This is a genomic window from Marinobacter gudaonensis (assembly GCF_900115175.1).
Taxonomy (GTDB): Bacteria; Pseudomonadota; Gammaproteobacteria; order Pseudomonadales; family Oleiphilaceae; genus Marinobacter; species Marinobacter gudaonensis.
In genome coordinates this window covers 51,230-73,052 of sequence record NZ_FOYV01000003.1, presented here as the reverse complement: position 1 = coordinate 73,052, position 21,823 = coordinate 51,230, and the positions used below count along the sequence as shown (strand labels likewise).

At 59.8% G+C, this 21,823-nt stretch carries 18 protein-coding genes; 6 read left to right on the top strand and 12 right to left on the bottom strand.

From position 1 onward, the window contains the following. The 7 genes from BM344_RS15160 to dctP form a co-directional block, all read right to left on the bottom strand. Positions 1 to 562 (bottom strand): Ig-like domain-containing protein (locus BM344_RS15160; protein ID WP_167363253.1); only part of this gene is annotated, 562 nt, incomplete at its 3' end. Positions 563 to 1,006: 444 nt separating this feature from the next. Next, positions 1,007 to 1,762 carry a maleate cis-trans isomerase family protein gene (locus tag BM344_RS15155; RefSeq protein WP_091992039.1) on the bottom strand — a complete coding sequence of 252 codons (756 nt, stop codon included), beginning with the start codon at positions 1,760 to 1,762 and terminating at the stop codon, positions 1,007 to 1,009. 21 nt (positions 1,763 to 1,783) lie between these two features. Beyond that, entirely contained in the window at positions 1,784 to 3,313 is a 1,530-nt protein-coding gene (locus BM344_RS15150; RefSeq protein ID WP_091992038.1) for a malonate--CoA ligase, read from the bottom strand. After that, on the bottom strand, positions 3,310 to 4,671 hold the full coding sequence (locus BM344_RS15145; RefSeq protein ID WP_091992037.1) for a malonyl-CoA decarboxylase: 1,362 nt from the start codon (positions 4,669 to 4,671) through the stop codon (positions 3,310 to 3,312). The genes BM344_RS15150 and BM344_RS15145 overlap by 4 nt, the downstream gene beginning before the upstream one ends. 22 nt (positions 4,672 to 4,693) lie before the next feature. Then, entirely contained in the window at positions 4,694 to 6,031 is a 1,338-nt protein-coding gene (locus BM344_RS15140; protein WP_091992036.1) for a TRAP transporter large permease, read from the bottom strand. A 2-nt stretch (positions 6,032 to 6,033) separates the two neighbouring features. Beyond that, positions 6,034 to 6,555, bottom strand: coding sequence for a TRAP transporter small permease subunit (locus BM344_RS15135; protein WP_167363252.1), 522 nt, complete (start codon positions 6,553 to 6,555; stop codon positions 6,034 to 6,036). A gap of 83 nt (positions 6,556 to 6,638) precedes the next feature. After that, positions 6,639 to 7,637, bottom strand: coding sequence for a TRAP transporter substrate-binding protein DctP (gene dctP, locus BM344_RS15130; RefSeq protein WP_208603449.1), 999 nt, complete (start codon positions 7,635 to 7,637; stop codon positions 6,639 to 6,641). 144 nt (positions 7,638 to 7,781) lie between these two features. Here dctP and BM344_RS15125 point away from each other — a divergent pair, with 144 nt between their 5' ends. Continuing rightward, a complete protein-coding gene (locus BM344_RS15125; RefSeq protein WP_091992034.1) occupies positions 7,782 to 8,456 on the top strand; it encodes a GntR family transcriptional regulator in 675 nt (224 codons plus the stop codon). 19 nt (positions 8,457 to 8,475) lie between these two features. Here the strand turns inward: BM344_RS15125 and BM344_RS15120 are convergent, their stop codons facing one another. After that, complete coding sequence (locus BM344_RS15120; protein WP_208603454.1) at positions 8,476 to 9,327, bottom strand: universal stress protein; 852 nt, start codon at positions 9,325 to 9,327, stop codon at positions 8,476 to 8,478. A 70-nt stretch (positions 9,328 to 9,397) separates the two neighbouring features. Beyond that, positions 9,398 to 10,885, bottom strand: coding sequence for a SulP family inorganic anion transporter (locus BM344_RS15115; RefSeq protein ID WP_091992030.1), 1,488 nt, complete (start codon positions 10,883 to 10,885; stop codon positions 9,398 to 9,400). A gap of 165 nt (positions 10,886 to 11,050) precedes the next feature. On the opposite strand from BM344_RS15115, the gene BM344_RS15110 reads away from it, so the two are divergent. Continuing rightward, positions 11,051 to 12,331, top strand: coding sequence for an MgtC/SapB family protein (locus BM344_RS15110; RefSeq protein ID WP_091992029.1), 1,281 nt, complete (start codon positions 11,051 to 11,053; stop codon positions 12,329 to 12,331). 17 nt (positions 12,332 to 12,348) lie between these two features. On the opposite strand, the gene alkB is transcribed toward BM344_RS15110, so the two are convergent. Next, positions 12,349 to 12,999 carry a DNA oxidative demethylase AlkB gene (gene alkB / locus BM344_RS15105; RefSeq protein ID WP_091992027.1) on the bottom strand — a complete coding sequence of 217 codons (651 nt, stop codon included), beginning with the start codon at positions 12,997 to 12,999 and terminating at the stop codon, positions 12,349 to 12,351. 111 nt (positions 13,000 to 13,110) lie between these two features. Between alkB and BM344_RS15100 the strand changes: the two genes are divergently transcribed. Next, a complete protein-coding gene (locus tag BM344_RS15100) occupies positions 13,111 to 15,936 on the top strand; it encodes an HD domain-containing phosphohydrolase (protein ID WP_091992025.1) in 2,826 nt (941 codons plus the stop codon). Between the two features lie 48 nt (positions 15,937 to 15,984). Further along, the gene (gene djlA / locus BM344_RS15095) at positions 15,985 to 16,767 is read left to right on the top strand and encodes a co-chaperone DjlA (RefSeq protein ID WP_091992023.1); all 783 of its coding nucleotides are present in this window, start codon (positions 15,985 to 15,987) and stop codon (positions 16,765 to 16,767) included. A 23-nt stretch (positions 16,768 to 16,790) separates the two neighbouring features. Here the strand turns inward: djlA and BM344_RS15090 are convergent, their stop codons facing one another. Then, on the bottom strand, positions 16,791 to 17,399 hold the full coding sequence (locus tag BM344_RS15090; RefSeq protein ID WP_091992021.1) for a methyltransferase family protein: 609 nt from the start codon (positions 17,397 to 17,399) through the stop codon (positions 16,791 to 16,793). A gap of 178 nt (positions 17,400 to 17,577) precedes the next feature. On the opposite strand from BM344_RS15090, the gene BM344_RS15085 reads away from it, so the two are divergent. Next, complete coding sequence (locus BM344_RS15085; RefSeq protein WP_091992019.1) at positions 17,578 to 19,065, top strand: amidase; 1,488 nt, start codon at positions 17,578 to 17,580, stop codon at positions 19,063 to 19,065. A 149-nt stretch (positions 19,066 to 19,214) separates the two neighbouring features. Then, positions 19,215 to 21,074, top strand: a complete 1,860-nt coding sequence (locus BM344_RS15080) for a putative bifunctional diguanylate cyclase/phosphodiesterase (protein ID WP_091992017.1) — start codon at positions 19,215 to 19,217, stop codon at positions 21,072 to 21,074. Here BM344_RS15080 and BM344_RS15075 read toward each other — a convergent pair. Further along, complete coding sequence (locus BM344_RS15075) at positions 21,062 to 21,802, bottom strand: pseudouridine synthase (RefSeq protein ID WP_091992015.1); 741 nt, start codon at positions 21,800 to 21,802, stop codon at positions 21,062 to 21,064. The two genes, BM344_RS15080 and BM344_RS15075, sit on opposite strands and share 13 nt — an antisense overlap. Positions 21,803 to 21,823 lie beyond the last annotated feature (21 nt).

Here is a 21,823-nt window from a genome sequence, read left to right as displayed (position 1 = left end):
CATCGAAGCGGTTGGACACGATGTTACTCCTTGTGCCATCACTTTGCTGCCAAACCGCAAACGCTTTCCCATTGACATCGACCGCAATTTGCGGGCGAGACGCATCTCCGGCGTTGTCACTCTCGATCAACTCGGCGGTGCCCCAGACGCCATCCGAGGTGGTGAAGCTCCATGTCTGATCAGTTGCCAGGGCATTGCCTGACAAATCCGTGATTGCCGTCGACAGAGTGGCGGCGTAAGTTACCAGAAGCGCTAGATCGCGGTCTGGCTCGAAGGTAGCGACGTTGTTAGCGGCATCAAAGCTCACAGTGCCGGAAACCTCGCTGTCACTGGCAACGATAAAACTGCTTTCGCCAATGGTTTTAGCAAACATGTCCTCGCTGAATGTCGCTGTGATAGCGCTGTCACGTGCGACCTGAATCGCGCCATCAGAAGGGCTAAAACTTATGACGGTGGGTGGGGTGGAATCAACATTGGTGTTGCTACCATCGCAGGCGGTCAACACCATTAAAAGAGGTAGTAGGAGCACAAATGTGCGAGCATTCTTGAAGATGAGCGGCATTTGAGAATTTCCTATCAAAGGCGGGCAAAGTGATGTTTATCGTTTTTTTTAACATGACCGAATGGCGTTGAGACATTTTCGAACTTTTAGGATTCCTAATGTATGGGATTTTGCTACATACTGGAAGCTCTGGTTCTAACGAACTGTTCTTACAATTCTTTACAGAATATCAAGCAGGCCAAAGAAACGGCTTCTTTGTTAACGATATGAACTGGACTTTCCCCACCAAGTGTTATGGTGCTTAGCTCCAAGCGGAAGGTGATTTCAAGGCCCTGATCGGCCATTACGAATGTCCGCTTTGCGACCAAACCTGTTATTTGCCGGTGGAGTGGTGAATGTAACCGACCACCGGCGTGGCCATAATTTCCAATGGGCCTGGGCATCCGGCGTCGCAGCAGGCAACGACGCCTGACTCAATGGCGCAGTCTCTCCTACCCTTATTACCTAGCGATAACGCCCGCTCAGTAGTCTCCCCGCGTTTGGAACCACGGTATCGAGGCCCAACGCCTTGAGAATCTGGAAAGTGGTACAGGTGGCCGCCGACACCACGGGCTTGCCGAGGGCGTCTTCCACCTGCTGGATGGACGCCAGCGACGGCATCTGCACACAGGCAGACAGCACAACGGCATCCGCCCCCTGGGTGTCGAGACGCTGGACGATGTCTGTCAGCGCCAGCGGATCCTGACGGCCCACCTCAAGGTTGTCCGGTATCTCCAGCGCGATGCTATCAACCACCTGGAAGCCTTCGGCCTCGATGTAGTCGATGACCATGTCGGTCAGCGGCCTCATGTAAGGCGTGATGATGGCGACCCGTTTGGCGCCCAGCACAGCCAGCCCCTGGGTGAGCGCGCCGGCACTGGTAACCACCGGAGTCGGGTGTCCGTTCGATTCGGCCACACCCTGCAGGCGGGCCTGTGACTCCCGATGGTAGCCGGCGCCGCGGCTCATGATGGCAACCAGACAGGCGTACCCCATTACGTCCACTGCGGCATCAGAGAGTTCCAGGGCACAGCGATCCGACTCTGAGTCCATGGCCGCCAGCTCTTCCCGGGTCACCTTTTTCATGCGCATGCGGCTTGAGTGGAAGGTAAAGCGTTCCGGCTCAACGGCTTCCCGCGCTCTGAGCATGGCCGGGATTTCCGTTTCCATGGTGGTATTGGAACTCGGCACTATCTGGCCGATCCGGTAGGTTTTCGTCATAGCAGGTCTCCGGTTCCCGAATCAGGCGTCCTGGTAAATGTCTTTGTATTCGTCCCGGAGCTGCTTCTTCTGGACCTTACCCATGGTATTGCGGGGCAATGCCTCAACAAAGAACACGCGCTTGGGTTGCTTGAACTTCGCCAGGTGGCCGGCCAGTGCGTTGATCACATCGACTTCTTCCAGCTTCTCACCGGGCAACAAAACGACCACGGCGGTCACACCCTCACCAAAGTCCGGATGAGGCACACCAATGACGGCGGATTCCATGACCTCGGGCATGGCGTCAATGACCTGCTCCACCTCCTTGGGATAGACGTTGAAGCCGCCGGAAATCACCAGATCCTTGTCACGCCCGACAATCTGCACATAGCCGCGCTCGTCGATCAGGGCAAGGTCACCGGTGATGAAGAATCCGTCGTCCAGGAGCTCCGCTTTGGTTTTCTCGGGCATGCGCCAGTAACCCTTGAACACGTTCGGGCCACGAACCTCCAGCATGCCTATCTCGCCCGCTGGCAAGGGTTTGTGATCCCCCGCCTCCGGATCGGTAATCCGTATTTCCACGCCCGGCAGGGGCATGCCCACGGTGCCGGCGATGCGGTCACCGTCGTAGGGGTTGGAGGTGTTCATGTTGGTTTCTGTCATGCCATAGCGCTCGAGAATGGCGTGCCCGGTTCGTTCCTCAAACTTCTGGTGCGTCTCTGCAGTAAGAGGCGCCGAGCCGGAGGTGAACAGACGCATGTTGGAGGTGAGTTCCGGCGTCAGGCGATCGTCCTGCAAAAGGCGGGTATAGAACGTGGGCACCCCCATCAGGGTGGTTCCCTCGGGCATAGCCGCGATGATCATGTCCACATCAAATTTGGACATGAAATACAGACTGGCACCGGTGATCAGAATGACATTGCACGCCACGAACAGACCGTGAGTGTGGAAGATGGGCAAGGCGTGAATCAGGCGATCCTTCTCGGTGAAACGCCAGGCCTCGGCCAGGCTCCGACAGTTCGAACCGAGGTTCCTGTGGGTCAGCATGGCGCCCTTCGAGCGCCCGGTGGTGCCAGAGGTGTAAAGAATGGCCGCGAGGTCATCGTCGGCGCGCTGCTCGATTCCGGTATAGGCATCGGCCTTACCGACCTTTTCCATCAACGAGCCGTCGGCGTTGACGCCGAGAGTCTCGACGCAGGGACACCCGGTTTCTGCGGCGATGGCTTTGGCTGACTCAAAGGCAGCCGGCTGACACACAAACAGCGCGGGCTCCGCATCGCCCAGAAAGTACCCGACTTCATCGGCGGTATAGCCGGTGTTCAGCGGCAGATACACACCACCGACCCGCAGCGTTGCCAGATACAGCAGAATGGCCTCGGGACTCTTGTCGACCTGAACCGCAACCCGGTCCCCAGGCTCAACACCCAGCATTTTTAGAGCGCCGGCGATTTGCTCGGTGGTGGAGAGGGCCTCAGCGTAGGAGTAGGTCTTGCCTTCCGGCGTGGTGATAAAGTTTGCTGTTCCCCGCTCCTGCATCTTCGCTGCGAATGTTGCAAACAGGTTGTTATTCATTTCTCGGCTTCTCCTTTGAACAGTTTCCGACCCAGCCTGCTCAGCTCGCGGACACTGGGGGAACAGACAATTTCACCGTTGGTAGTGAATTTTTCATTGTTGCGCTCGATGTTCTCGAGCACGTACAGGTAGTTGACCATCAGCCCGGCCGACTGCTTCATGCCGTTTGCGGACACATCACCCAGCCAGTTAATCCGGTGCAACTCTGCGCCATTGCCCAGATGGAATCTTGCGACCGGGTTCATGGGTAGTCCGGCACTGTTTTTTTCCTTGAGCAGATACCGGGCGGCGAGCGGTCGAACAACCTGGTTCAGCCTTTCAGACAGTTCCGGGTGATTGAGCCACTCGGGATTCTCCAGGTGGCTGAGCACCTCCTGGGCCTCCGGCTTCAGCAGTCCCGAGTCGGGGTGATAGGTCTGTTCAAGCCAGCTCCGGAACATCGGCAGCGGAGACAGCGTGACAAAGTTCTTCAGGTTGGGCAGTTCCTGCTTGAGCTCCTGCACCACCTGCTTGATCAGGAAATTGCCAAAGGAAATGCCGCGCAGGCCAACCTGACAGTTGCTGATTCCGAAGAACGCAGCCGAGTCGGCCAGCTCCGGGTCGTCGATGTCGTAATGGTCATTGGAAAGAATGGGCTGAATCCTGTCCGGCAGCCCCTTGGTGAGCGCAACCTCTACAAAGATCAGCGGCTCATCACCGATGGCCGGGTGGAAAAACCCGAAACACCGCCGGTCCCGGTTATCCAGCCGGCGGCGCAGGTCCTCCCAACCCTGGATCTTGTGAACCGCCTCGTACCGGATGATTTTTTCCAGAATGGAGGCTGGTGTCGTCCAGTCAATACGCCTCAGAACCAGGAAGCCGCGATTGAACCAGGAGCCGAACAGATGCACGAAATCGGCGTTGATCGGTTCGAAGTCCTTGTGACTTTTCATCAGCGCCAGGAAATCCTGGCGCATTTTTACCAGTTCGTAGGTCGCACCACGGCCCAGGTTCAGTCGGCGGAAGAGTTCCTGTCGCAGCGGCTCCGACACCTCGAAAAGCGCCGCCAGGTGCTTGTTGGAGCGGTCTTTGCTGTACACCCGGTAAGCCTGGTCAATCTTGTCAGGATCGGCGGCGAAGTCCTTTGCCAGAACACAGAAGAACGCCTTCTTCTCCTCGTCATCCAGAGACTGATAGATTTCCAGTGCTCGACTGGCCATGACAATGCTGGCGGCCTCGCCATCACTCTGCAGCAGTTCCTGGCAGGCCTCTACCATGTGGCCGTGGCTGTAATGGTTCTTCTTGCCGCCGAACCGCCGTTGCAGCGCGTCCCGGTGGGTAATGCTGCTGAACAGCTCCTGCAGAAAACTCATATTCATGAGGAACACTCCTTTTCCGGGATCATGAACCCGCGCCCATGATCAGATCGGGCAGCCAGAGCGCAATCTGCGGGAAGAAACACAGCAGGATGATGCCGAGAATCATGCACAGCGCGTACGGCAGGCTACCCAGCAGGATGTCGCGCAACGCAATATCCGGCGCAATCCCCTTGATGATGAACAGGTTGAGGCCCACTGGCGGCGTAATGAGGCCAATCTCGAGGTTGATCGTGAGAATGACGGCGAACCAGTAGGGGTCGAAGTCCGCGGCGACAATGATCGGCAGCAGTATCGGCGCGGCCATGACGATCACCGCCACCGGCGGCAGGAAGAACCCGGCCACCAGCAGGAACAGGTTGATCACTCCCATCAATACCCAGCGATTCACCTCCAGGTCCGCAATAGCACCGGCAACTGTCTGGGTAATGAACAGGGACGACAGAGCAAAGGCAAAGATCTCGGCGGTTGCGATGATCAGCATGATCATCACGCTTTCCCGCAAGGCGTCGCGCATGATGTTGCCCACGGGTTTGGCCTGCCACATGCGATACACCGCAATGGCCAGCACCAGGCACAGGAAGGCACCCACACCCGCCGCCTCAGAGGGCGTCGCCACGCCGCCATAAAGCGCAAACAGGATGCCCATCACCACCAGCAGGAACGGGAGCACCCGAACCAGGGCCTTGAGATTGCCCTCGACGTTCTCCTTGACCTGGGCCGCCACCTGCGCAACCGGGCTGGGCGTGTTGTAGCCCCCGGCCAGCTTGCAGGCAATCAGCGTCCAGACCATGAACAGAACCGCCAGCATGAGTCCGGGAATGGCGCCAGCGATAAACAGGCGGCCAATCGAGGTTTCCGTGGAAATACCGTAAACAATCATGGTAACCGAGGGCGGAATGAGAATGCCGAGGGTACCGCCTGCGGCAATACAGCCGGCCGCCACCCCGTCGGGGTAGCCCCGCTTACGCATTTCAGGGATGCCAAGCTTGCCGATCGCCGCGCTGGTGGCCGGCGATGAGCCGGACAGAGCCGCAAAGATGGAGCAGGCGGCAATGTTGGAAATCGCCAGACCGCCGGGCAGGCGGCCCATCCACAGATCAAGAGACCGATACAGATCGCGCCCCGTGGGCGACGAAGCAACGGCCGCGCCCATCAGAATAAACATGGGAATGGCGACAAAGCCGAAGGAGGCCACGCTGCCAAAGAAAGTTTCCCCAAAATAGACCAGCTCACCAAGACCGCGATCCAGCAACAGTGCGCCGAGCGACACCGCGCCCAGGGCAAAGGCGATGGGGGTTCCGATGGCCATGAGCACGAGCAGGAAGATGACAACAAGAATACCGCTGGTAACCGGATCCATGATCAGAGCTCCACTCGAAGGATTTCAGCCACGTATTGCAGCGACAACAGAGACGCCCCAACGGCCACGGGAAGAATGGCCGGCCACAGGGGCGGGTTCCAGACTGTACCGGTGGTCCAGTCAAACGCGTACGCCTCGTAGAAGTAGTACCAGCAGCCGTAGGCCAGGGCGAGACAAAACGCCAGGCCGACGAGCGATGCGGAAATTCGCATCAGGCGCTTGGGTAGGCCGTGCAGTGCGTCCGGCAATACGGTCACCGCAACATGCCCTCCGGTCTTCAGAACATAGGGCGTGCCCAGCAACATCGACGCGGTGATGGCAAACGTGGTGAATTCGGTCTGCCAGATCGTACTTTCGCCCATGACATAGCGAACAAACACCATGTGCACGACAGAAAGAACGCCCAGCGAAAGAAGAAAGCCCGCCACTATGGCGACAGCCACCGAGAGTGTGTCCATCAGGCGGATATAGCCGCCGACAACTCCCCGACCGGCGGCTGGTTGATAACCAGTAGATTCAGACATAAAGAGAACCCGAAAGATGAAGCGACCACCTGCCCCGGTGCAGCACCGGGGCAGGTAGACCGGAACGAAAGCGCAGTTACCGGTTACTCGACAGCCAGCGCAGCATCAATCAGCGCCTGGCCGTTAGGGACGTTTTCCGCGAAGGTCTTGTAGGAGCTCTTCTTGGCGATATCGAGCCAGGCCTGGTAGTTATCCGGAGACATGTTGACGACCTCAACGCCGTTCTCCTTGAACACGTCGATCATCTTCTGGTCCAGACCGGCCGCCTCTTTGGCGAAGTATTCTTCCGCCTTCTGGCCGGCCGCAGCCAGTGCTGCCTGCTGTTCTTCATTCAGGCTGTTCCAGCTGCGCTCGGAGATGAGTACCGGCTCATACATGAACCACAGGGCGTTTTCTCCCGGGGCTGTCAGGCAGGTCACCTGCTCGTAAATGCGGTAGGACACGAAGGAACCGGAGGAGGTGTTGGCGCCATCGAGAACGCCGGTCTGCATCGCGGTGTAGATTTCCGAGGACGGCATCGAGGCAATGGAGGCACCAGCGGTAGCCAGCATTTCGTCGAAGGCGGGCCCGGCGGCGCGAAGGGTCTGGCCCTGAACGGTATCCGGTGAGGTGATGCACTGCTTGTTGGAGGCAAAGCCCCCGGCCAGCCAGGCGTCGGCGAGAACGCGGGCGCCGGCGTCATTGATCACTTTCTTGATCATGCCCATGAATTCCGAGTCGTTCAGGCGGGCGGCACGTTCGTGGTTACGGACAAGACCCGGCATCAGGGTGGCGGAAAATTCGGGATGGCGACCGCTGGCGTAGTCCAGAGGCAGAGACGTCATATCAAGACGGCCACGCACCAGAGCGCCCCACTGTTCCTTGGCCTTGAACAGGGACTGCCCCGGGTAGACCTGGAGCTCCAGGCCCACATCCGCGGCCGCAACTTCGCGGGCCATCAACTGAACCATTTCGTCCCTGACATCACCCTTGCCACCAGGGAACTGATGGGACACCCGAAGCACGGTTTCTGCAACGGCAACACCGGAAACGAGAATAGACAGAGAGGCCGCCATGGCCACTTTCGCGAATGGCATTTTCATCGTTTTGTCTCCAAAGTTGTTTTTGTAGTATTGATCAGATAAATCTGATGTATACATCATTAGCCTTGATGTATATTAATGTCAACAGGAATTGACTAAAGTATGATCATCACGATTTCGTACCACCCAAACCGGCACTGACTTATGAAACGCTCCAACGCCCAGAAACTGAAAGACGCGCTTGAGGAAGACATCATCAATGGGCGCCTCCTGCCCGGCGACAAGCTCGACCACGACGCGCTGGCAGAAAAATACAACGTCTCAAGAACACCGATTCGGGAAGCCGTTCAGCAGCTGGTGGTAAGCGGGCTGGTGATCGTCAAACCGAAAAAGGGCACGTTCGTCGCGAAGGTAGGCTTTGATCAGTTGATCGAAATGTTTGAGGTCATGGCCGAACTTGAAGGGATGTGCGGTCGGCTGGCCGCCAGAAGGATTCAGCCTTCCGAACTGGAACGGCTGCGCACCGCCCTGGAGCGATGCGAGGATCGTGACGTGATGTCCGACCCGGACGAATACTATTACGAGAACGAGGAATTCCACAGCTGCATCTACGATGCCAGCCACAACGGCTTTCTGGCATCTGAAGCCAGGCAGCTCAAGCAGCGGCTGAAACCCTATCGTCGCCTCCAGCTCCAGGCCCGGAACCGGGTCTCGAATTCTGCCGCCGAGCACCGCCGCATATACGACGCCATCGCCAGCGGTAATGAGCTGGAGGCTGAACGGGCCCTGAAAGAGCACGTCCTGATCCAGGGCACCCGCTTCAGTGACTTTGTATCACAGATCAGAAAGTTCGGGCATGCCACCCCAGCCACTGCCTGAGCCGGTAAAAACCCTCACGCTAGCGCAATACCACCAGGGGTTTGTCGGCAGTCTTGAGCATGGTGGTTGTGGTACTGCCCACCAGGAACTGCCGGATTCGGGAATGTCCGTAGGCGCCCATTACCAGGATGTCGATGTCGTGCTCTTCCTGGTAGGCGTGCAGGGCCGGCTCCACATCACCGGCGCGAATGGCCAGGGTGATCTCGGTGCCCAGGCCCGCCAGCATCTTCTCGGCCTTCCTGAGCTGTTCCCAGCGATCATTGGTATCCGGACCAATCATTACCAGGTGCAGGGGCATGCCCCGGAGCACCGGACTGCCGGCCAGCAGTTCCACACCCTTGAACGCCGTGGCGCTGCCGTCGAAGGCTAGCATGGCACTGCGGGGCTCACGGTATTCATCCGGCACCAGGAGGATTGGCCGATGCATACTGCGAATCACCGTCTCCAGCTGGCTGCCAATATGGGTGTCCCGTTCGGAACTGCTTTCACCATGCAGCCCCATCACCAGCAATCGTGTCTGGTTCTCCAACGCCAGCAGAGACTCGGCGAGCCCGCCATGGCGCTGGCGCTGGATCACGTCCTCGATGCCAGCCGCGCTGACTCTTCGTTGCGCCTCATCCAGCAAGTGATGGCCGTGTTCGAGAGCCAGTTTTGCACGCTTGCGGTCCAGCTCAGCAAGGTCCTCAAGTAACTGCTCACGACTGCCGAGGCCTATATTGCCGGCCAGGTCCGGCTCCGCCGGGTAACGCTCCTCATCCAGCACGTGCAGCAGCATCATGGGCGTTTCCATGTGCCTGCTCGCCCAGGCCGCGTAATCGCACACCGCGGGCGCGGCCTGGGAGCCGTCAATACAGGCAACTACTCGTAACATCTCCACCTCGCCTTCGTGTTCTTCGTGATTATTCTTCTGGCCGCGGTCGTTCACCGATTGCGGAGGCATATCAGTGCCCCATCAACTGGTCGACGGCGTCCGGCTTGTCGTGCACGCCAAAGCGGTCAACGATGGTGGCACTGGCCTCGTTCAGACCAATCACCCGGACCTCCGAGCCTTCACGCCGGAACTTGATCACTGCCTTGTCCAGGGCGCCCACCGCGGTGATGTCCCAGAAGTGCGCGCGACTCAGATCAATCACCACATTATCGACTGCTTCCTTGAAATCAAAGGATTCCATGAACTTTTCCGAGGAGCTGAAGAATACCTGGCCAACCACCCGGTAGGTCCGGGTATCGGTGGTTTCATCCAGTTCGGAGGTCACCAGCATGTAGTGGCCCACCTTGTTGGCAAAGAACAGCGCCGCCAGCAACACGCCGGCAAGAACACCGAAAGCCAGGTTGTGGGTGGCCACAACCACCACAACAGTCACAAGCATCACAATGTTGGTGGAGAGGGGATGTTTGCGAAGGTTGCGGATGGAGTCCCAGGAAAAGGTACCGATAGACACCATGATCATTACCGCCACCAGGGCGGCCATGGGGATCTGCACCAGTACGCTGTCGAGCAGCAGAACCATAACCAGCAGGAAGAGACCCGCCGTGAGGGTGGACAGACGCGTCCGGCCGCCGGACTTAACATTGATAATGGACTGGCCAATCATCGCACAGCCGGCCATGCCACCGATCAGGCCAGAGCCGATGTTGGCGATACCCTGCCCCTTGCATTCACGGTTGCGGTCGCTGGTGGTGTCGGTCAGATCATCCACGATGGTGGCGGTCATCATGGACTCCAGCAGGCCAACGATGGCCAAAGGCACCGAATACGGCAGGATAATCATCAGGGTTTCCAGGTTCAGCGGCACGTCCGGCCACAGGAACACCGGCAGGGTGTCCGGCAATTCGCCCATATCGCCCACGGTTCGAATATCGAGCCCCGTCACCACCGCCACGGCGGTGAGAACCACGATGCACACCAGCGGCGAAGGCAGCACCTTGCCCACCACCGGCACCAGCGGAAACAGGTAGATGATGCCGAGCCCCGCGGCGGTCATGGCATAGACGTGCCAGGTCACATTGGTGAGCTCCGGCAACTGGGCCATGAAGATGAGAATGGCCAGGGCGTTTACAAAGCCGGTCACGACCGATCGCGAGACAAACCGCATCAGGCTGCCGAGTTTCAGATAGCCGGCGATCACCTGCAGCACGCCGGTCAGCAGGGTGGCCGCCAGCAGATACTGCAGACCATGCTCCTTTACCAGCGTTACCATCAACACCGCCATTGCCGCCGTGGCGGCCGAAATCATTCCGGGCCGCCCGCCCACGAAGGCAATGATCACCGCAATACAGAAAGAGGCGTAAAGACCGACTTTCGGGTCCACACCGGCAATAATCGAGAAGGCGATGGCCTCCGGGATCAGCGCCAATGCCACCACGATACCGGCGAGCACATCGCCCCGGATGTTCGAAAGCCAGTTGGCCTTGAGGGAATTCACCATAGATTCGGATGTCCAGCTTGCTACGATTTCAAAGGCCGCGAAGCTTATCAGCCGCCTGAACGAAAAGTAAGGCTCTCAGGGGTATTTTCTTAGAGCTCTAACGACCTCCCGCGCAGGCTGCTATGATCATGATATCCATTGCGTAACAGGAGCTTGCACCACCCCATGGACGACGTTGCTGCCCAATTTCTGGCTGGAAACCGAACCACTCTCAACCTCGCCGTGGCCCTTCTGCTGGGCGCCATCATCGGCCTTGAACGAGGCTGGGACGCCCGCGAGCAGAAATCCGGCGAGCGTATTGCCGGTATCCGAACCTTTGCACTGGTAGGCCTGCTGGGCGGCATCTCTGCGCTTCTGGCGAAGGAAATCACTGAATGGGCGTTTCCGGTACTGCTGGTGAGCGTGGTGGCCATGGCCATCGTCGCCTACAGCGAGCGGCTTCAGCACATTCGCAATTTCAGCATCACCGGCATGGTGGGCATGGTGCTCACGTTCTGCTTTGGCGCGGTAGCGGTGGCGGTGGACCCGGTAATCGCGACAGCCGCCGCGGTGGTTACGGCAATCATCCTGGACAACAAGGAAAAGATTCACGGGTGGGTCAACCGGCTGATGGAGCACGAACTGGATGCGGCATTGAAGCTGTTGCTGATTTCCGTGGTCATGCTGCCCATTCTGCCGGACGAAGCGATGGGGCCCGGCGGCGTTCTCAACCCCCGGGAAATCTGGTGGATGGTGGTGATGATTGCCTCCATTTCCTTTGTCGGCTATTTCGCCATCCGGGTGGCGGGTACCCGCAAGGGCATCCTCTTTACCAGCCTGTTCGCCGGGCTCAGTTCATCCACCGCCCTGACACTGCATTTCGCCCGCCAGGCCTCGAAAAATCCCCAGCTTAATGCCCAGTTCGCCACCGGCATCCTGATTGCCTGCGGCACCATGTTCCCCCGCATCCTGGTGTACTGCCTGGTGATCAATCCGGGCCTGCTTCCAACGCTGGTCGGGCCGGTGCTGGTCATGACGGTGCTTCTCTACCTGCCCGCCATTGTCATCTGGCGCAGCAACACCCACACCTCGGAGGTCAGCCAGCCCACACTCAACCAGAACCCGCTGGACCTCACCTCTGCGCTGGTCTTCGGAGTGCTGCTTACGGCGATACTGTTGCTGGGTGAATTTCTCAGCAACTGGCTGGGCAATGCCGGTATCTATGCGCTGGCGGCCACGTCCGGCATTGCCGACGTGGATGCCATCACCCTGTCACTGACGCGCATGTCCACCGACACACTGGCCATGACCACCGCCGTTATCGGTATCGTGCTCGCGGCCGCCTCCAACAACCTGGTGAAGTCAGGCATGGCCTGGGTTATTGGTAACCGCCAGATTGGACTGATGGTCGGCGGGCCGATGGTACTGTCGCTGGCGGCCGGATTGCTGACGGCCTGGCTCCAGTAGAGAGCCAATAAAGGACACTATAGCGCGCGACGGAAGGTGAGATTGTAGCGATAGGGGCCTGTCAGCGGATGGTGGCCGGTCTTCAGGGTCAGCACCCCATGGTAGTTCAGGCGGGATGGTCCGCCCCAGACCACCACGTCACCGTGTGTCAGGGGTACTTTCAAGGGACGATCACTGCGTTTACGACCGCCAAACTGGAACACCATCGGCAATCCCAGGGAAACAGACACGATCGGCTGGCTGAAATCCCGCTCGTCCCGGTCCTGGTGCAACCCCATTTTCGCCCCTCTCTGATAGCGGTTGATCAGGCAGGCGTCCGGCTCGAACCCTGGATAACCGGCGTCTTCGGCGGCCTCCGCGGCCAGTCTACGGAACACCCCCGGCATCGCGGGCCAGGGACTACCCGATTCCGGATCCTCTGCCTGGTAGCGATACCCTCGCTGGTCGGTCACCCAGCCCACATGGCCACAGGCGCTCATGGCGGCCGACATGGCATGGCCTCCAGGGGTTCTCATGTGCCGGAAGGGCGCCTGTTGGCTCACCTCGTCAATGGCCTGCAGCAGAGCCTGTTCGTTGGCAAGCGCGAACCCCCGGAGTACCACAGCGCCTTCGGTGATGATCTCCCGGATGGGCTCCCCGGGCTGGTCGGAAAACAGATCAGACGTCATGGCTCTCGATTTTACGGCATATGCATGAAAAAAACCGGACAACGGCTACGCTTGCATTAGTGGGCGCCCGCCTCCCGGTATTACGCCTATTCACGCCGCCAAGGATCATCCATGGAACGAACACGCCAGTCAGCCCAGGTGTCGCTACCTTTTCTGATCGCGTCCGCCATTACCCTGGGAATGCTGGTGCTGACCGTGGTATTGATTGGCCAGAGCTTCCGGGGCATGGAGGCCGCCAAGGTATCGGCGGCAAGCGCCGCCGCCCGACAGCTGGCCATCAGCGTGGACGACCGTATCCACGCCATCACCGCACCGCCCTCAACCGCCCTGGCGGTACTGAGCCACGATGCCCTGGGCGATGCCGAAAACCTCGAGCAGCGCCTGGAGCGGCTACCGGTGCTGGCCGATATCCTGGCCAGCAGCGACATTGTCAGCGCGGTCTACGCGGGCTATCCAGACGGCGATTTCGTGCTCCTGCGCAAGGTACTCAGCTCCGGCACCCTGCAGTTCCCGGACGCACCCGAGGGCACCCGCTACCTGCTCCAGACCATTACCCACAGTCGGGAAGGCGTCCCTGGCGAATGGCGATTCTACAACGCCGACATGAAACCGCTGGAACAACGCAGTGTGCCCGGCTACCGCTACGATCCCAGAACCCGGCCCTGGTACAGTAAGGCTCGGGGTTCAGAGACCACGGAACTATCGGCACCCTACCTGTTCTTCACCACCCAGGAAACCGGCATCACCCTGTCCAGACGCGCGGCCACCGCAACCGCCGACGCGGGCGCGGTATACGGCATCGACGTGACGGTCACCGACCTCAGTCGTCAGTTGGCCGAGCTTCGGCAGACCCCGGACACACGTATTGCCATCGTCAATCGCGATCAACAGGTTCTGGCTGACTCCGGCAACCGGCAACAGCCCGGCCCGGCCATCAGCCAGGTCCTGTCGGGCAACGGCGATATCGTGGATGGCAGCCCGGTGTCCCTCTTCAGCGCAGAGGGCAAAGACTGGTACGGCATGGCCGAATCCCTCGATGCCCTGGAAAATGAGGGGCTGCGCATCGTGGTCGCCATCCCCTCCGATGAGCTGCTGGCAGAAGTCTGGCAGGCCCTCGCCCGGCAAACCGTGATCGCCGGTGTGATTGCCCTGCTCCTGCTGGTTATCGGCTGGTTCCTGGGGCGCCAGGTGGGCCGGCCGCTGGAGCACCTCACCAACCAGGTCGGCCGGCTATCACGCTTCCGGTTCGATACCCCGGTACGGTCAGATTCCCACATACGGGAAGCCCGCCAATTGAGTGTGGCCCTGGACGACATGGCCCGGACAATCCGCAGCTTCCAGAGCATTGCCACGGTACTGAACCGGGGCCAGGACCTGAACAATCTGCTGCGGGATATTCTCGAACAGATTGTGCACATTGTCGGCCAGGCCCGGGGCGGCATCTACCTGTTCAGCCGCCAGCACCAACAGCTGACCCTGGCCGTGAACCAGAACCTCACGCTGCCGGCAACCATCGAAAGCGTGTCCTCGGATGACGACGACAGCGACATCATTCGGCTGCTCCGCCAGCAGATCTCGGGCAACCCGGTCTTTGCCGTTCTGCGCAACCGCCGAAAACGGCTCATCGGCGTGCTCACCATCGAGATGGAGCACGGTGACAATACCCAGCTCAGCGACGACCTGATCGTGTTCGTGGATGAAATCGCCGGATCTGCCGCCGTGGCTATCGAAACCCGGGAACTCATTGAAAGCCAGCAGGCGCTGCTGGAGGGCATTATCCGTCTTGTGGCCAACGCCATTGACGCCAAATCCCCTTACACCGGAGGCCATTGCGAGCGAGTGCCAAAACTGGCGCAGATGCTCGTGGATGAGGCTATCCAGAGCGACAGTCGGGCGTTCCGGTCGTTTTCCATGACCGAGGAACAACTCCAGGAATTCCACCTCGCCGCCTGGCTACACGATTGCGGCAAGATCACCAGTCCAGAGTACGTGGTCGACAAGGCGGTTAAGCTGGAAACCATCCATAACCGGATCCACGAGATCCGGACCCGCTTTGAAGTTCTCCATCGGGACGTCGAGATCGAATACCTCAGCAAGCAACTGAGTGGCGAGGATGAAGCCCTTGCAAGGCAGGAACGGGAGCAGGCTTGGCAGGATCTGCAGGACGACTTCGCGGTGATTGCCCGGGCCAATCACGGCGGCGAATTCATGGCCGAGGCGGATATTGCGGAAATACGCCGCATTGGCAAGAGAACCTGGCAGCGCCATTTCGATGACCGGCTGGGCCTGACCCCGGACGAACAGGAAGCCCTGACCGGTATTCCAGAAGCGCCCCTCCCGGCATCCGAGCAGCTGCTTGCCGACAAACCCGAGCATCTCCGGCCCTGGGGCGAACACCTGCCACCCGTGCGCAAGGACGATCCCCGCAACCAGTGGGGCTTCGACATGTCCTTGCCTGAATACGCCTATAACCGGGGCGAGCTGCACAATCTCACGATTGCGCGGGGCACGCTCACGCCGGAGGAGCGCTTCAAGATCAACGAGCACATTGTGCAAACCATCTGCATGCTGGACGCCCTGCCCCTTCCCGACCGGCTGGCCAAGGTTCCCAGGCTCGCCGGCACCCATCATGAGCGCATGGATGGCAAAGGCTATCCCTGTGGCCTGTCGGCCGAAGACATGGGCATACCTGAACGTATCATGGCGGTGGCCGACGTGTTCGAGGCTCTGACGGCCGTTGACCGGCCTTATAAGGAAGGCAAAACCCTCACTGAATCCCTCACCATTCTTGATCGAATGGCCGACGAGGGACACATCGACCGCCCGGTGTTCGAGCTGTTCATTCGTTCAGGAGTCTATCGGCGTTATGCCCGGCAGTTCCTGAAACCCGAACAGATCGATGAGGTCGATGAACGCCTGTTCATGAAGCAGGACTGAAAAACACGTATATTCTATGGCCTGTTTTCCGCTTCAAAGGATTTTCGGATGCTGTTTGCAATCATCGTCGGCGGCCTGATTGGCTATGCTTTTGGAAAATTCCCGGGATTCCTGGTGGGCGCTGCCATCGGCGCCTTCCTGCTCCACCGCCTCAAACGCCGCCTGATCGGTAAACTGCAAAGCATCCAGTCCGGATTCATCGATTCCGTCTTTGCCGTCATGGGCGCCCTTTGCAAGGCCGATGGTGTGGTGTCGCGGGATGAAATCCAGATGGCGGAAACCATGTTTGTACGATTCCGCCTGAATGAAGCACAGAAAGCCCAGGCCAAAGCGGCGTTCTACCGGGGCAAGCAACCGGACTTTGATCTCGAGGCGGAGTTGGGACGCTTCCTGCGGGCCAGTGGCCGCCAGCCGGCATTGCTGCAAATGTTTCTTCAGGTGCAGGTATCCGCCGTGGCCGCGGATGGCTCAGTGCACCCGGCCGAACATGAAATGCTGGTTCGCATTGCGCGGGGATTGGGCCTGCCGGAAAGCCAGGTGGACCAGCTGGAAGCCATGCTCCGGGGGGGCGCCCATTCCGGCCAGGCGGGAGCCGGTCAGCGGTCCTCTGCCGACCAGATCAGTGACGCCTACAAGGTGCTGGGCGTGTCGCCTTCGGTGAGCGATGAAGAACTCAAGAAGGCCTACCGCAAACTCATGAGTGAAAACCACCCGGACAAGCTGGCGGGCAAGGGGTTACCGGAAAGCATGCGCGAGATGGCCGAGGAGCGCACCCGGGAAATCAGCCATGCCTACGATGTCATCAAGGAGGCCCGCAAACGCCAGGCATGAGCCGGGCCGGGTAGCTGAGGGACTCAGAGCCAGCGCGGTACCCTGACCCGATAACGCTCGTATTCATCGCCGAATTTCTCCGCCAGGGCCTTTTCCTCCTCCCGGGCCTGGCGGGTAATCACCAGCACGCCGGCTACCAGACACACCAGAGAGAACACACTGGGCAGCGCCAGGAAGAATCCCAGCTGGCCGGCGATCACCGCCATGAACAGCGGGTTGCGCGATCGGGAAAATGGCCCTTCGGTCAGCAGCCTGCTCCGGTTTTTACGGGGGTCAATCCCCGAACGCCAATCCTCATGCATGTAGGCCTGCAGGTAGTTCACGACCGCAAAGGAGCCCAGCAACAAGACCATCCCGGCCGCCAGCACCGGCCACTGGTATAGCCAGCCGAACACCCCCAGCCAGCCATCAATGTCCGCGAAAATCCGCACCACGCATACCGAAAGAATCAGTGCCCGGAATACGTTGAAAATGTGTCTGTGCCACCAGGGTGCGGAACCCCGCTCACCATAGTTGATATGGGAGAAGTGCATACGGCTGTATAACCCGAGGCTGCGGCCCGCAAACTGCAGGCCGATCATCAGGAAAAAAATGCCGAGAAAGTGGCGTACAAGCGGTTCTGTGATTTCCATCGGGATCGCTAACAAAGAATCAAACCATCAGCTTATTACCTGAAAACACGGATGAAAAGAGCCTTTTTACGGACTTTTATCACGCCCCTGTCTCAGCTTCCCGAAATGACATGTTGCCACGCTGGAGATTACCGTAGAGTAAATACTGAACTGGCCACCAGACAGACAGGGAAGCACTATGCCCGATGCCCCGGCTCCAAAAACCTGCTCGGCGTTCAGAAACGATGCGCTGGGACACGACGACGCCACCGCCCTCGCCCGCCGCCTGAGAGAGAAAGAGGTCTCGGTGGCGGAAGTGACCCAGGCCGCCATCGACCGCGCAAACGTTGCACAACCCCTGCTGCAGGGCGTGGCCGCAGAAGACTACGAGCGGGCCATGGCGGAGGCCCGGGCCCTCGACAACCACGACCGCCCCGCGTCTTGGCCATACTTCCGGGGTGTGCCTACGTTCATCAAGGACAACACCAACGTTGCCGGGCAGACCACGCAACATGGTTCCCTGGCCGTTCCAGCCGCCCGGGCCACCGACACCAGTCCTTTCGCCCGACAGCTGCTGGCCCAGGGCTTCGTTTGCCTTGGCAAAAGCACACTGCCCGAATTCGGATTCAATGCCACCACCGAACCTGCCCATGCGCCTGCGACCCGTAATCCCTGGAACCTGGGGTATTCTGCTGGCGCCTCCTCCGGTGGGTCTGCTGCGCTGGTCGCCGCCGGTGTGGTGCCCGTCGCCCATGCCAATGATGGGGGTGGTTCCATCCGGATCCCTGCTGCCTGTTGTGGCCTGGTTGGTCTGAAGCCAACCCGCGCCCGCCTGCTGGACAACGAAGCGGCGGCCTCGCTGCCGCTGAACATCATCGGCGAAGGCATTGTTTCCCGCTCGGTTCGGGACACCGCGAATTTCCTGGAACAGGCCGAGCTTTTTCACAGGAACACCAGGCTGGCCGCCGTTGGCCACATGGAGGGCCCTTCGGATCGAAAGCTGAGAATTGGCCTGGTGCTCGACTCCATCAATGGCCACAGAACGGACGACATTACCCGCCGAACCGTGGAAAAAACGGCCCACACCCTGGAGAAGCTCGGCCATCGGGTGGAGCCGATCCCCGTACCGGTACACCGCTCATTTCCGGAGGATTTCGCGCTCTACTGGGCGCTCCTGGCCTTCGGAGTAAGGGTCAACGGCAAAAAGCTGCTGCATCCGGAGTTTGACAGACAACAGACGGACGGCCTCACCAACGGTCTGGATGCCCTGTTCCGACGGCAGTTCTGGCGCCTGCCCGCCGCCCTCTGGCGGCTCAAGCAATCGCACCGGGACTACTCCCAAGCGATGAAGGGCTACGACGCGGTGCTAACGCCCGTCCTTGGCCATACGACGCCGGAACTGGGCCACCTGAGCCCAGACGTTCCCTTCGATACCCTGTTCGAGCGTCTGCGGCGCTACGTCAGTTTCACACCATTGGCAAACGCAACTGGCGCGCCCGCCATCGCCCTTCCCATGGGGCGCACGCCGGAGAACCTCCCGGTTGCCGTGCAGTTCATGGGCCAGCACAGCGGCGAACGCACCTTGCTGGACATCGCCTTCGCACTTGAGGCGGAAGCGCCGTGGCCACTTCTGCACTCCGCCAATGTAACCGGGAAAGCCGGCCAGCCTGTGACTGACCCGGCGTGAGCGCCTCCCGCATTGGACAAGAAACACCTGAACTGTCATATTTTTCAGGGAGTTCAGGACTGACCTGATCTGCTCTTGACCTTCCCGACAGAACCAGCAAACAGGGCCGCCCGTATTTCAATAACGAGGATCTGACATTGAGCCCGGCCATGCGCGACAGTGATGTTCTTGTGACCCACCATAAGGCACTGATGGAGCTGAGCCACAACACCAGCTTCATTGACCTTCCCAGGACCCGGAAACTCGCGGCTCTGCTGGAGCTTTGCGCCAACCGCCTGGGCCTCCGGCGCGCCAGCGTCTGGCAGTTCCCGCCCGAGCGCGACCGTATTCGATGTGAATGGCTGCACGACCAGAGCGAAGCGCGGAGAAAAGTCCCCCCCGCAGAGCCTTCCGATATCCAGCTGTTCCGTTCCGACCACCCCGCCTACTTCAAGGCGATTACCGAGGAACGAGTGATTGCCGTCGAGGACGCCCGCAACGATCCTCGAACCAGTTCCTTCGATCGCGAATACCTGTCGGTGCAGAACATCCAGGCGATGCTCGACGCGCCGATTTTTGACGGCGAACGGCTGAGCGGCGTCGTCTGCCTCGAGTCCGGTACCTGCCGGGCATGGACGGTACCGGACATCTCCCTGGCGGTCGCCATCGCTGACACCATCAGCCTGATGAACACCCACGAGGCCTGGCTGCGTTCGAAACGGGCCCTCGACTATGTCCGCCGCTACGATGCCCTGACCGGCCTGGCCAACATCGATTCGTTGCGCGATCGCCTGGAGCACCTGGTACGCAAAATCAAGCAGCGGGGTACCGGCAGCCTGGCCCTGCTCTGGATTGATGTGGATCGGTTGAAAACCATCAATGACGGTCTGGGGCCCCAGGCTGGAGACCAGGTTATTGCCGGCATCGGGCAACGCCTGAGAGAGCTCCAGCTCGCGGGAAAAGATTTTCTCGCCCGAATTGGCGGCGACGAGTTCGCCCTGGTAATCCGCAACTATACCCTGCCCGATTTCCTGGGTGAGGTTACTCGCGAAATCCAGGGTCGCATCCGCCAGCCTATCAAGGTTTCCGACCAGACCCTGAACATCAGTGCCAGCGTCGGCATCTGTCATTTCCCCGGTGACTGCGAAGAACCGGAGGAACTGCTCAGGGGCGCTGAAGCGGCCATGTACCACGCCAAGCGGCAGGGTCGGGACCGCTCCACCCTGTTCGATTCGGAAATACAGATGACCGCGCGCTCCCGGTTTGCGCTGGAGGGCGAACTGAGGGATGCACTGCAGCAACAGAGTCTCGATGTCTTCTTCCAACCCATCATGGATCGCACCGGGCAACACATGGAAAGCATGGAGGCCCTGGTGCGGTGGCAGCATCCACGGCGCGGCTGGCTGTCGCCCATTGAATTTCTCGACGTTGCCCGAAGCGCTGGCCTGATGTACGAACTGGGGGCCTGCGTACTGGAACGGGTCTGCCGGCACTGGCGGGAAGGCATGGACGCGGGCTTACGCCTGCCAACGATCTCCGTCAATCTGTCGGCAGAACAGGTGCTGGTTCAAGAGTTGCCGGAACTGGTCCGAAAAATTTGCGAACTGTATGAAATGCCCCTCACCGCCCTTCAGTTCGAAGTCACCGAAGATTCCATACAGGGGGATTTCGAGGTAATCAGCGGGGTTCTGGAACAACTGGTGGAGGCCGGCGCAGAGCTCGCCATCGATGATTTCGGCACCGGTTACTCATCGCTTTCCCGCCTCAAGAGCCTGCCGTTCTCACGAATCAAGATAGACCGGTCGTTCATTAACAACCTGCCCGACGATGAAAACGACTGTGCCATCACCCTGTCGATCATCGGTCTTGCCCGCGGGCTGGGCCTTTCCGTAGTGGCAGAGGGCGTGGAACTGGAGTCCCACGAGGCCTGGCTTTTCGACAAGGGTTGCGATTACCTCCAGGGCTACCGGTACAGCAAGCCCCTGCCCTTCGCGGACATCTGCGCCAAATTCCTCAATTATCCGGCCTGACCGGGCAACGCAAAGCCGGGAAATATCGACAGCACCTCCATAAAGCTTGCTTCCGGTTTCGCCTGCACCACCACGGACTCGCCGGAGACCGGATGATCAAAGGCAATCGCCGTCGCCGCCAGCATCAACCTGCCCTGGCCGAAACGCTCTGCGAAGTAGCGATTGTGACGCCCGCGGCCGTGATTGGCATCTCCGATGATCGGATGGTGAATATGCTTCATGTGCCGTCGAAGCTGATGTTTTCGTCCGGTTTCCGGATATAGCGCCACTACCGCGTATCTGCTGCTGGGGTATTTCTCGATGGCCACCGGAATCTCGGTGGTTGCCAGGGTCCGGTAACGGGTGATGGCCTCTCGAACCGGCTGCTCCAAACCTTTCAGCCGGCGATCCTCGGGTTCCTCCCTCAGCGGATAATCGATCTCGCCCCGCGATGGCGGCCACCCTCGCACCATGGCCAGATAGGTCTTTCGAACCGATCCCGCCATCATTGCCAGTCCAAGGCGACGCGCCGTGTCGCTGTCTCTGGCAAACACCAGGACACCAGAGGTCGGCCGATCCAGTCGATGCACCGGGTATACGTGCTCCCCGCCATTCAGCGCCCTGGCATACTGCAGCGCAAACTCCGTTTCATGCCGATCAATCGGGCTCCGGTGCACCAGCAGGCCCGCCGGTTTGTGAACCACGAGCAGGTGCTCGTCGCGGTAAAGAAGTGTCAGCGGGTTAGTCATGGGGTTCTGTCATAAAAAATT